Annotated in this window: 10 protein-coding genes and 1 other annotated feature; of the genes, 4 read left to right on the top strand and 6 right to left on the bottom strand. The window is 44.6% G+C overall.

What is annotated here, in order from left to right:
• Window positions 1–68 precede the first annotated feature (68 nt).
• Together IGJ01_RS14490 and IGJ01_RS14485 are read right to left on the bottom strand one after the other, a co-directional pair.
• Window positions 69–239: a hypothetical protein gene (locus tag IGJ01_RS14490; RefSeq protein ID WP_008379536.1), complete on the bottom strand. Its 171-nt coding sequence runs from the start codon at window positions 237–239 to the stop codon at window positions 69–71.
• A gap of 90 nt (window positions 240–329) precedes the next feature.
• Window positions 330–764 (bottom strand): acyl-CoA thioesterase, encoded by a 435-nt coding sequence (locus tag IGJ01_RS14485; protein WP_008379539.1) that lies wholly within the window; start codon window positions 762–764, stop codon window positions 330–332.
• 189 nt (window positions 765–953) lie between these two features.
• Window positions 954–1,161: a binding site (T-box leader), on the top strand.
• Window positions 1,162–1,735: 574 nt separating this feature from the next.
• On the opposite strand from IGJ01_RS14485, the gene hisS reads away from it, so the two are divergent.
• From hisS to IGJ01_RS14465, 4 genes are all read left to right on the top strand, one after another.
• On the top strand, window positions 1,736–3,034 hold the full coding sequence (gene hisS, locus IGJ01_RS14480; RefSeq protein WP_034872142.1) for a histidine--tRNA ligase: 1,299 nt from the start codon (window positions 1,736–1,738) through the stop codon (window positions 3,032–3,034).
• Between the two features lie 11 nt (window positions 3,035–3,045).
• Window positions 3,046–4,821: an aspartate--tRNA ligase gene (gene aspS / locus IGJ01_RS14475; protein WP_244732448.1), complete on the top strand. Its 1,776-nt coding sequence runs from the start codon at window positions 3,046–3,048 to the stop codon at window positions 4,819–4,821.
• A gap of 156 nt (window positions 4,822–4,977) precedes the next feature.
• Window positions 4,978–5,853, top strand: coding sequence for a YitT family protein (locus tag IGJ01_RS14470; RefSeq protein ID WP_005233887.1), 876 nt, complete (start codon window positions 4,978–4,980; stop codon window positions 5,851–5,853).
• Between the two features lie 198 nt (window positions 5,854–6,051).
• Complete coding sequence (locus tag IGJ01_RS14465) at window positions 6,052–7,920, top strand: acyltransferase family protein (protein ID WP_016612880.1); 1,869 nt, start codon at window positions 6,052–6,054, stop codon at window positions 7,918–7,920.
• 78 nt (window positions 7,921–7,998) lie between these two features.
• On the opposite strand, the gene dhaL is transcribed toward IGJ01_RS14465, so the two are convergent.
• The 4 genes from dhaL to IGJ01_RS14445 form a co-directional block, all read right to left on the bottom strand.
• Window positions 7,999–8,604, bottom strand: a complete 606-nt coding sequence (dhaL, locus tag IGJ01_RS14460) for a dihydroxyacetone kinase subunit DhaL (RefSeq protein ID WP_244732446.1) — start codon at window positions 8,602–8,604, stop codon at window positions 7,999–8,001.
• Window positions 8,605–8,618: 14 nt separating this feature from the next.
• On the bottom strand, window positions 8,619–9,602 hold the full coding sequence (gene dhaK / locus IGJ01_RS14455; protein WP_008379550.1) for a dihydroxyacetone kinase subunit DhaK: 984 nt from the start codon (window positions 9,600–9,602) through the stop codon (window positions 8,619–8,621).
• Window positions 9,599–10,003 (bottom strand): dihydroxyacetone kinase phosphoryl donor subunit DhaM, encoded by a 405-nt coding sequence (gene dhaM, locus IGJ01_RS14450; protein WP_005228160.1) that lies wholly within the window; start codon window positions 10,001–10,003, stop codon window positions 9,599–9,601. Before dhaM ends, dhaK begins: the two co-directional genes overlap by 4 nt.
• A 201-nt stretch (window positions 10,004–10,204) precedes the next feature.
• Window positions 10,205–12,529, bottom strand: coding sequence for an HAD-IC family P-type ATPase (locus IGJ01_RS14445; protein ID WP_244732444.1), 2,325 nt, complete (start codon window positions 12,527–12,529; stop codon window positions 10,205–10,207).
• Between the last annotated feature and the right edge of the window lie 95 nt (window positions 12,530–12,624).

Genomic DNA, 12,624 nt, shown 5'->3' with positions numbered 1-12,624 from the left:
TCCTTTTACGCAGTAAAAAAGATAAGCCGCTATCGTCTATGCGCAAAAGACGATAACGGCTTATTTCTTTACGTATGCTGTTTGACTTCAGTTAACGGTTTGACGCGACCACCAATTTTATCTGCAAATGCTTCGGACTGCTTCCGATCTTCAAAGACCCATAACTTGTCTGGAATTTTTTCACGAGTGCGACGACCATCTTTGCCAATGTAACCATGCAAAACTTTAATCACGTACATCGCCATCATCCTTCCCTGAAATTACTTTTGATTATACGAAAGCCGTTTCAAAAAGCAAGGATTTTGACTTAAATGAGTGATCAGAATTGATTATTCCCCTGACAGGGCAGCATAATCAGCAAATCGTTGATGGATTTCAGGAAAACTACGCTTCAGCTGCACGATGCGATTGGTCTCTTTTGCTAAAAAACAATGCTTTGAAGTCCCCGTCGTTGCCAACTGACCATCACTAGTTTTGTAGATCTCATAGCGAAAATCCAAACGCGTGCCAGTATATTTGTCGACCAAAACATCGATTCGCACCTCATCTTCGTAACGAATCATCGTTTTGTATTGCGCACTGACTTCCAGCACGGGAACGATCAAGCCCGCTTCTTCGATGGTATGATACGGTAAATCCAAAAACGCGAGTAATTCCACGCGGGCCTCTTCAAACCAGCGGATATAATTGGCGTGATGGATGATCGCCATTTGATCGGTCTCATAGTAGTGTGGTTGACGGATATAGCCTGAATATAAAGACATAAAAACAGCTCCTTTCATAGAAACAAAACCTTCGTTATTCAGCATAACGCAAAAAGGAAGAAAAGCAAACAGAAGGAGAGCTTCTTTGTGTTGACCACTTGAGAAAATGCTACTAGAGAGCAGCGGAGTGAAAAAGACAGTGAAACACCTTGACTTTTTCATAGCTTTCTTGTAGTTTATAGATAATATCAAAAATCAGTGAAGGATCGAGTACTTTATTCTATTCCTTAAAAGAGAAAACTGCCCCGGCTGAAAGCAGTTTAGGACGTGTAAAGGAAAGACAATCTGGAGATGAACAGAAGAAAAGCTGTTCCGTGACCGAGCGTTAATCGAGCGAAGGAGAAGAACATTTCTCGAATTTAGGTGGTACCGCGTGTAATCAAAACTCGCCCTTGTATAAAAAAACAAGGGCGAGTTTTTTGCTGTGAATCACTATGATTGGCTTGCGGAGCAAGACAGAATAGATGATGAACAGTACTAGGCGACCACAGGGAGCGTAGTAACCATACTAGGAATCACTGGGGTTGGCTTGCGGAGCAAGACAGAGCAGATGATGAACAGTACTAGGCGACCCTAGGGAGCGTAGTAACCATATTAGGAATCACTGGGGTTGGCTTGCGGAGCAAGACAGAATAGATGATGAACAGTACTAGGCGACCACAGGGAGCGTAGTAACCATACTAGGAATCACAATGACTGGTCCGCAAAGCGGAACAGAGCAGATGATGAACAGTACTAGGCGACCTAGGGAGCGTAGTAACCATACTAGGAATCACTGGGATTGTCTTTTGAAGCAAGACAGAATAGATGATGACCAGCAGCAACCAACCACTAAAAGCGCAATAACCCAAAAGTCAAACACGAGAACAACCCACCCACATCAATGAGCAACAAGCAATAGGTGAATAAGCAAACAAGCAATGAAAGCAAAGAACATGGGCAACCATGAAACAAATAGGAGGATGCATACGATGAGTTACCAACGTCCAAAAGGAACCAACGATATTTTGCCAGGAGAATCCGAAAAATGGCAATTTGTGGAAGAAACAGCACGCTTAGTGTTTCGCGATTATCAATTCAACGAAATTCGGACACCGATTTTTGAGCACTTTGAAGTGATCGCCCGCAGTGTCGGGGACACAACGGATATCGTTTCAAAAGAAATGTATGATTTCTACGATAAAGGAGAGCGTCATGTGACGTTGCGTCCAGAAGGCACCGCACCGATCGCTCGTTCTTATGTCGAAAACAAACTATTCGGACCAGAACATACGAAGCCTTATAAAGTGTTTTACATGGGACCAATGTTCCGTTATGAACGTCCGCAAAAAGGCCGTTTGCGTCAATTCCACCAAATCGGTGTCGAAGTTTTCGGTTCAGCAAATCCAGCGACCGATGTTGAGACAATGGCGATGGCAATGGATTTTTATCGTCAATTAGGACTGAGTCAATTGCGCTTGGTCATCAATTCATTAGGTGACAAAGAGACACGCCAAAACTATCGTCAAGCGTTGATCGATTATCTAGCACCCCATGAAGCGGAGCTTAGTGAGGATTCAAAACGCCGCTTGCATGAGAATCCTTTGCGGGTCCTTGACAGCAAAGACAAGCGAGACCAAAAATTTGTGGCAGATGCGCCATCAATTTTAGACTACTTAACGCCAGATGCCAAGGCACATTTTGAAACCGTAACGAGTATGCTGGATGCGTTGGAGATCCCTTATGAGGTCGATTCGAATATGGTGCGTGGTCTGGATTATTATACCCACACGATTTTTGAGATCATGAGTGATGCACCAAAAATGGGGGCGCAAGCCACCATCTGTGCCGGCGGTCGTTACAATCATTTAGTGGAAGAGCTAGGTGGACCAGAAACACCTGGTTTTGGTTTTGCTTTGGGGATCGAACGTTTATTGATCACTATGGAAGCCGAAGAAGTTGTGATTCCTGCTTTGAATGAGTTAGATGCGTATGTGGTTGGTCTGGGACAAGAAACCAATTTAGAAGCGCTGAAAGTCGTGCAAGCGATCCGTAATTTCGGCTTTTCTGCCGATCGTGATTTCATGGATCGTAAAGCCAAAGCCCAGTTTAAATCTGCTGATAAACAAGGGGCACGGTTGGTTCTGACTCTAGGCGAAACAGAATTAGCAGAACAAGTGATCAATATCAAATCCATGGCAAGCCGTGAAGAAAAACAATTTCCGTTAGCGGATCTTTATGCCCGCTTCGATGAGATCTACGATGAAATGACAACCAAAATGTTTGAGTGAGGAGAAAAAGAATGACAAAACGTACAGTATATTGCGGGTTAGTAAATGAGACCCATTTAAACCAGACAGTGACACTAAAAGGCTGGGTGCAAAAGCGCCGTGACTTAGGTGGCGTGATTTTTATTGACTTGCGCGACCGGGAAGGGATCGTGCAAATCGTCTTCAATCCTGAGGTTTCGAAAGAAGCCTGGGAAATCGCGGACAAATGCCGCAGCGAATATGTATTAGAAGTAACAGGTCAAGTCATCAATCGTGCACCAGAAGCCATCAATCCGAAAATGGTGACAGGTGCCTATGAAGTGATGATCAGCGAAATCACGATTTTAAACACTGCAAAAACACCAGCCTTTTTGATTGAAGATGATCAAACCGTTGGCGACGAGATTCGCATGAAATACCGTTATTTAGACTTGCGTCGTCCAAAAATGACGAACAACATCGTGATGCGGGCGAAAACGACGCAAGCGATCCGCCATTTCTTAGACACGAACGACTTCTTGGATATCGAAACACCTTATCTAGGAAAATCAACACCAGAGGGCGCGCGGGATTATTTGGTTCCTTCACGGATCTATCCAGGTCATTTCTATGCGTTGCCGCAATCACCACAAATTTTTAAACAGTTATTGATGGGCGCCGGCTTCGATCGCTACTATCAAATCGTACGTTGCTTCCGTGACGAAGATTTGCGGGGCGACCGTCAACCAGAATTTACCCAAGTCGATATCGAAACCTCTTTCTTGACGGCAGAAGAAATCCAAACTTATACGGAAGAGCTATTGGCAAAAGTGATGCGAGAAGTCAAAGGCATCGAAGTTACCTTGCCATTCCCACGGATGACCTATGATGAGGCAATGGGACGCTACGGCAGTGACAAACCAGATACACGGTTTGACATGGAGCTTATCGACTTATCAGAAGTTGTGAAAGACGTTGATTTTAAAGTCTTCCAAATGGCTCTTGAAAAAGGCGGCGTTGTGAAAGTCTTGAATGCCAAAGGGGCTGCAGACAAATACTCAAGAAAAGACATGGACAATCTAGGCCATTACGCTGGCCAATTTGGTGCCAAAGGATTGGCATGGGTCAAAGTTGAAGAAGATGGATTGAAAGGACCGATCGCTAAATTCTTGACGGAAGCAACCGACGCGATTATTGCAGCAGCCAATGCGGAAGTTGGCGATATTCTGATGTTTGGTGCCGATTCCTTTGAGATCGTTTCAGCGACGTTAGGTGCGATCCGTAATAAATTAGGAAAAGAATTAGGCTTGATCGACGAGAGCAAATTCAACTTCCTATGGGTTACTGACTGGCCGCAATTTGAATACGATGAAGAAGCAGGTCGCTATGTTTCTGCTCACCATCCGTTCACATTGCCAAAAGAAAGCGATCTGCCGTTGTTAACGACAGACCCTTCAAAAGTCTATGCGCAAGCCTACGATATCGTGCTAAACGGTTACGAGCTAGGTGGCGGATCATTGCGTATCCATACACGGGAAGTGCAAGAGCAAATGTTTGAAGCGCTAGGCTTCTCACGTCGCGAGATGCAAAATCAATTTGGCTTCTTACTGGATGCTTTGGATTATGGTTTCCCACCACATGGCGGCATCGCCCTTGGGTTAGACCGATTAGTCATGCTCTTGGCTGGTGAAGAAAACATTCGCGAAGTCATTGCCTTCCCTAAAAATGGGAAAGCGGCTGATCCAATGTCACAAGCGCCAAGTACCGTTTCGCCAATGCAACTGTTTGACTTGAGCATTGATGTAACAACGGTTGAAGAAAACGAATAAGCGTTAAACCCATGATGAAATGAGTGATGAAATAGAAATTGGTGAATGAATGAAAAAAGTTCATGAGAATTCACCCATTTCTTTCATTGCTCGTTTCTTTTTTTATGTGCTGAAGTATAATAAAGGCAAATCAAAAAAGTGAGGCTATGAAATGCAATGACTCCTCTGTTTAAATGGCTCCCTCATCCGGAATATGCCAACAAACTTTCATTCTCGATCGTGTACGCACTGCTGGCATCGATTGCGGTCAATTTTTTCTATCAGCCGGGCAATATTTATTCCAGCGGCATTACCGGTGTCGCTCAGATCATTACTACGATCTCAAGAGAATGGATCGGGTTTTATATCCCCTTATCCCTTGCGCTATTATTGTTGAATGTGCCATTATTTTTTCTTGGCTGGTTTAAGATCGGCCACAAATTTACGATCTTTACTGGAATCACTGTTTTATTGACATCCTTATTCGTGCAAATTTTGCCAGAAGAAACCGTCACGACGGACCCGATGATCTGTGCGATTTTCGGTGGTGCCATCAATGGAGTGGGGATCGGCTATGCCTTGAAGAATGGTCTTTCTTCCGGAGGGCTGGATTTTGTCAGCATTGCCATCCGCAAACGGACAGGGAAGACGATCGGCTCGATATCGATTTTCTTTAACATTGTTATTTTGTTCGCCGCTGGAATCTTGTTTGGCTGGCAATATGCGTTGTATAGTGCAATCGCGATTTTTGTCAGTGGAAAAGTGACGGATGCGGTCTTTACGAAGCAAAAGAAAATGCAGGTGACGATCATCACTCGCAACCCAGAAGAAGTCATTCAAACGATCCAAAAACATATGCGGCGAGGCATTACCATCATCAATGAAGCCGAAGGGGCCTACAAGCATGACAAACAAACGGTTTTGCTGACGGTAGTCACACGCTTTGAACTGCCGATGCTGCGCAGTGCTATGAAAGAAGCCGATCCAAAAGCCTTTGTTAGTATTGCGGAAAATGTCCAGATTTTGGGTCGGTTTTATGAAGAAGAACTGTAAAAAAGGAGCTGAAAAAAGTATTTCTTTATAGAAGTACTTTTTTTTCGCCAAAAATTAATTTTTTTGAAATATAGCAGATGTTGCTAGCTTTATATGGGGGATTTCTGGTAAATTATGAGAGTATGGAATCAATAGCGTTCATGCTGAAATTGTTTTTTTATGAAACAATTGGATCAATTAGAGAAAAGTGGTTGAAAAATGAATAAACGTTTAAGCACAAGCCGCTATATTACCGGGTTTGACGGCATTCGAACCTTGGCAGTCATCGGCGTTATTTTATATCATTTACTACCTACTCATATGCGAGGCGGGTATTTAGGAGTTCCAGTATTCTTTGTCGTATCAGGTTATTTAATCACTGACTTGCTGAGGCAAGAGTGGGATCAAAACGGCAAAATCAAAGTCAAAGATTTTTATATTCGGCGGATGAAACGGCTCTATCCAGGAATGGTGGTGATGCTGCTTATCTCAGCAGCGTATATCACTTTGTTCCAGCGAAACCTGCTGAATAATTTGCGCGGGGTTTTTGTTAGCTCGCTGCTGTATTACAACAACTGGTGGCAGATCAATCATGGGTTATCCTATTTTGATCGGTTCGGCAATGAATCCCCCTTTACCCATCTGTGGTCACTGGCTGTGGAGGGACAGAACTATCTGATTTGGCCTTTAGTGTTTATTTTGTTGATGAAAATCGGCAAGCAGAGGCATCGCGCCTTTAAATTTACTGCCGCAGTCACGATTTTATCGGCAATTCTGTTAGCGGTCCTTTACACACCAGGCGCTGATCCGACACGGGTCTATTATGGAACAGATACGCGGCTCTTTTCGATCTGGATGGGGAGTGCCTTAGCATTCATTTGGCCAAGTACCCACTTGAAGAAAGAGATACCGCAAAAAGCCAAACGGGTCTTAAATATCTCTGGTTTTGCTTCCTTGGCTGGTCTGATCGCAGCGTTCTTTTTCTTAGATGATCATTTGACCTTTGTCTATTATGGCGGCATGTTCTTGATCAGTATCCTATGTACGATTCTTGTGGCAGTCACCGCTCATCCCGGAGCCAGTTTGAATCGTGTATTGAGTAATCCGATTTTCAGTTATATCGGCAAGCGCAGTTATGGGATCTATTTGTATCAATTTCCAGTGATGATTTTTTACGAAGCAAAAGTGGGAAATATCGGTGAGAACGTGCTGATGCACACGTTAGTGGAACTATTCTTGATCTTGTTTATCAGTGAATTGTCCTATCGGTTTATCGAAAACCCAATGCGTAAATTCCAGTACAAAGATACATTCAGAACGGTCCGCGGTTGGTTCAGTAAACCAATTTTTAGTTGGAAAAAACCGTGGTTAGTGCCCAGCTTACTCATTACCCTCGTTGCTTTGTTTGGCGTCGTGACTGCACCGACGAATTATGTCGATGCCCAGCAGCAGCAGTTGAAAGACAACATTGCTGCCAATAAAAAAGCGGCAGAGCAATCGCAAAAGAATGCGAATGCTGAAGGAAATGAAGCGGATGATGAGGCGAACACGAGTGAAGATGAAAAAAATATCATGGAAAAGTATGATTTAACAGCAGCCCAAGTGAAAAAAGCGGAATCTCTTGAAATCACGGCTTTTGGTGATTCTGTGATGCTGGATGCAACGGCTGACTTGAAAGAAGTCTTTACCCAAGCGGTAGTTGATGGGGATGTTGGGCGCCAGCTGTATGCGAGCCCTGAATTGATCAAAGACTTGAAAGAAAAAAATCTTTTGCGGGATACCGTCCTTGTGGGGCTAGGGACGAATGGTTCCTTTACAGAAGCCCAATTTGACAGTTTTATGAACGAGATCGGTGATCGCAAAGTCTACTGGATCAATGTACGGGTACCGACACAGCGTTGGCAAAATGAAGTCAATCGGATGTTGGAGCGCATGGCGGAAAAATACGATAATATGACCTTGATCGATTGGTATGATTTGAGTAATGATCAAGAGTCCTGGTTCTATGAAGATCGGGTCCATCCAAATCCAGATGGCATGGATCAATACGTGAAGCTAGTTGCCCAAACGATTTTACAAGATGAATAAACAAGAAAAAGACAAACCTTATGCAATCATAAGGTTTGTCTTTTGTCTTAAACGGTATTTTGTAAGAGCATCGTTTTTTTAATCCTTTTCTATCACCGTTAACAAAGACTCAAATAAAATCGCACTAGAAGCCGATCCGGGATCGATATGACCGATGGCACGTTCACCAACATAAGAGGCACGGCCTTTTTTAGCCACTAGTTCTTTGGTATGCTCTTTCGCTGCTTCGATCGTGTCTTTGGTCAATTCACCTTTTTTCAAGGCTTCTGCGACAGGTTGCCACACATCGACCATCGTTTTGTCTTCAAACTCAGCTTTTCCCCGCATTTTGATGCCGGTCAAGCCTTCTTCAACGATCGTACCTAATTGTTCAAAGGAGTCGATTGTTTTTAGTTCCTTCGTTGCTTTGGTCATATTCATAAACGCCGAACCATAAAGGGGACCCGAAGCTCCGCCGACTTTTGAGATCATTGCCATCGAGAAGACTTTAAAGGTATCACTGATCGTCGTTGGCTGTTGTTTGGCATAAGCTTCTTGATAAGCGGCTACGCCGCGTGCCATATTGTTGCCATGGTCACCGTCGCCGATCGGTGTATCTAAATCGCTTAAATAGGCCTTGTTTGCTTCGATTTCTTTCGTGAAGGTATCTAACCATGCTTGCACCGTTTCTGTTGTCAATTGCATCTCTATTCGCTCCTTTACCAGGCTATTGTTGTGACGGCTTCATTTAACGCATCGGTGTGATCCGTTTCGCTGAAGTCGATCAAGGTCAGTGAAAGTCCCTGCATATCGATGGAAGTCATGAAATTGCCGACTTTATGGAAGGAGACAGGGATGTCTTTTTCTGCGAGTAATTTCGCGACATCATTGGCAAAAACGAATAACTCCATTTGCGGCGTACCACCCATACCGTTGATCAAGACACCGACTTTTTCTGGGGTCTTTTCATAATCCGCCAAGATTTTTTCCACCAACTCTTTTGCTAGTTCACGTGAGGGTTTCAGTTTTTCTCGACGGTAACCAGGTTCGCCGTGGATACCCACGCCATACTCGATCTCATCATCGGCTAAGTCAAAACCTGGTTTCCCAACTTCAGGAACTGTTGCCGCTTTTAATGCGACCCCAATGGTTTTGATCGATGCAACCAAGGCATCGCCCAGTGTTTTTAATTCACTTAAGCTGGCACCATTACGAGCAGCTGCGCCTAAAATCTTGTGGACTAAGACCGTACCGGCAACTCCTCGTTTCCCAGCAGTATAGGTGCTATTTTCAACAGCGATATCATCATCAACGACCACGATCTCCGTTGTGATCTCTTCCATTTCTGCCATATCTTTGGCCATCTCAAAGTTCAAGATATCGCCAGTATAGTTTTTGACGATCAACAAGACGCCTTGTCCTTGATCAGAATCTTGGATAGCCGTCAAAATCTGGTCGGGGGTAGGGGAGGTGAAGACATCGCCTAAAACGGCGGCGCTAAGCATCCCATCACCGACAAAGCCAGCATGGGCCGGCTCATGTCCGCTCCCACCGCCAGAAACAAGACCGACTTGTTCTTTTTGATTATTCTTAGCGATCACCCGTGAGTCGGCGACTTGATGGACCAGTTCAGGATAACTGCCTACGATACCAGCCAACATTTCTTCTACGATCATTGAGGGATCATTAATGATTTTTTTCATGCTTCATGCCATCCTTTCTCGGCTGCTTTTTTTGCTTCTGCAACGATTTGCGCCAAATCATCACTAAAACCAGCGGTGATTGCTGCAGCAAAGGCACCTTCCACCAGCGGCGCGTCGATCAGGTGATAGCGTTCTTGTTGCTGAGGTTCCAGCATGTCGTAAGCAAGTTCGGCATTCAAAACGGCACTGCCTAGATCGGCAAAGACTAAGATCAGTTCAGCATCTGCGGATTCGTTGACGGCATCCACGATTTTCGTGGCGTCAGAACCCAGCTCTCCTTCTGCTGTCCCGCCTAAAGAATAGATCGTGACTGACTCGCCATCAGCCATTTCTTCGATCATCTGTTTTAATCCTTCGGTGAGTTGCTGACTGTGAGAAACGAGTAAAATACTTTTTTTCATCCAATTTCACCAACACTTTCTGATTAAATTTGGCTGTTCAACAAGATGGCTTTTGGTAAAATGATAGCTTTCCTGTTGAAACCGCCTACAGGTTCAGTATACCAAATTTCTTTCTTCTTGTATGGTTGCACCTATGGAGAGGACAAAAAAACAGCATCGTCTTTCTGGACAAAGCAAGAAAGAGCGATGCTGCAAAATCAATTAGGATTGTTTAACGAGCACTTTGGATGAAAAGCGCTTCGTTAGGAAAGAAAGCCCCACGTACAGGCAGATGTTCAATGCCATCATGCCAAGGAAGTAAGGCAATGTTACGGCGGTCAAGAAACCGACTTCCAGCAATCCGTGGAAAAGCATTGCTGCGACATAGATCCCCACGGTAGTGGTAATCGCTAAGAACAATCGCAATGGATTTAATGGCAAGCAAGCGCGAATCACAGCGATACAGCTGATCCCGATCAACAAATAGTACAACAAGGTCGTCGTATCAAATTGCGACCAACCGTAGTCGGTTTGTAAAAAGCGGATCGCAAAGTAATTGACTAACACCAACAAGGCATTTGGCAACGCATTGAGCAAGACTGTCGGCAAGTAACGACCTTTGATCGGTGCTTTGTTTTCTTCAAAGGAAAGGAAGAAAGATGGATAACCTTCAATTGCTAAGTCGATCAATGTGATTTGGATCGGCAAGAACGGAAAGGCGCTGGATGTCAGGATACAAACCAAAGAGAGCAAGAAGCTGTAAATCGTCTTGATAAAGAAGATTCCCGACGCTTTGGTCACGTTATTGACGACGCGGCGTCCTTCAAATAAAACATCTGGCAACGTAGTAAAGTCAGAATCCAATAAGACAAAGTTAGCGATTTGACGAGCCGCACTGTCGCCAGCAGCCATTGCAATGCTGACGTCGGCTTCCCGTAGTGCCAACACATCGTTGACGCCATCACCCGTCATGGCAACGGTCCGTTGATTGGCTTTTAATTCTTGAACGAGTAGTTTCTTTTGTTCAGGAGTCACACGACCAAAGACCGTATAGCGTGTCGCAGCTTCTCGGACTTCTGCTTCGGTCGTTAAGGTAGAAAGATCGATGGCTTGATCGGCATTCGCTAGGCCTGCACGATGGGCGATCGCTGCGACTGCTATTGGATTATCGCCAGAGATCACTTTTAGATCGATGCCTTGATCCGCTAAGTAAGCCAAGGTTTCTTCTGCGTTTTGGCGGATGATATCGGATAAAATCAAGACAGCCACCGCTTGTGCGTTGGTTGGGTCAAAGGATGTCGGCGTTTTTGGATCAGTTTCTACGGCTAAAATCAACACCCGTAGACCAGCTTCTTGCGCTTCTATGACTTGCGGCAAGGCAGCAGAGCCGGCGACTTTTTCAGGTGCACCAAGATAGACATTTCCTAGATGTTCAAAAGCCACAGCACCCCATTTGCGCTGTGAAGAAAAGGCAGCGACGTCGATCGGCTGATGATCCGTTAGCTCAGGACAGCCTTGACGCAATGCTTTCATCGTCAAATTGTTATCCGTACTGGCTGCCAAATAATTCCCTAAGAGCATGTTAGGGTCGCTGTCGGCTTGGAGAGGAACGATCGATTCGAGAACCATATGGCCTTCCGTCAACGTCCCCGTCTTATCCAGACAAAGGGTATCGACATGCGCTAAGGTTTCAACGGCATACATGTCTTGGACCAAAATCCGTTTTTTTGCCAATTTAATGACACCTGTCGTCAAGGCGATACTGATCAGCAGGACAAGTCCTTTTGGTAACATTCCTAATAAGGCAGCGGCAGAAACGACGACGGATTCCTTGATCCCAGCATCTCGCATCATAAAGGCTTGGAAGAACAAAATCACCCCTAAAGGAACGATTACATAGCTGGTGAATTTGGATACACTACGGATCGAAGCAAGCAGCTCAGAGCGGATCGGTTTGTGGACCTTCGCCTCATTGCTTAGTTTTGCTGCATAGTTTTCTGCACCGACATGAAGGACTGTTCCTGTCACTTCACCGCTGACGATGAAACTTCCTGAGAGTAAGGAAGCACCTGCTTCTTTGACAACCAGATCGGCTTCACCAGTCAGCATCGCTTCATTGACTTCGACTAGTCCAGAAAGCACCGTCATATCAGCGGGGATTTGGTCCCCAGCACCAAGAATAACTACGTCCTCTAAGACCAATTCTTTGGCTGAAATCTCATGGATTTGGGCATCTCGAATCACTCGTACCGTTTGCGGTGAAACAAGTGAGAGTTTTTTTACTAAATTACGCGCGTGCAATTCTTGGCTGATCCCAATGGTGATATTCACAAAAATAATCGCTAAGTAGAACATGTTGGAATAGGCGCCTACGGCAAATAAAAAAACGCCAATCAATAGATTGAGAAAATTGAATAATGTCAGTAAATTGTCTTTGATGATCGCAGCAGTTGATTTACTGGTTTTTGTTTCATAATCATTGTGCAACCCCTCTTGGGTTTTCTTGGCGACTTCTGCTGCAGTCAAGCCGGTGGGTAATTGAGTCATAAGCATCTCCATTTCATTTGTTCATTTCTTTCTAATTCCTTTATCTAGTCTAGCATTCGAAAAAGGCAATGCAATCGTTGCGAGGAAAATAACGA

The organism is Enterococcus sp. AZ089 (assembly GCF_050547225.1).
GTDB classification, from domain to species: Bacteria; Bacillota; Bacilli; order Lactobacillales; family Enterococcaceae; genus Enterococcus_D; species Enterococcus_D entomosocium.
This window is presented reverse-complemented; position numbering and strand designations above follow the sequence as displayed.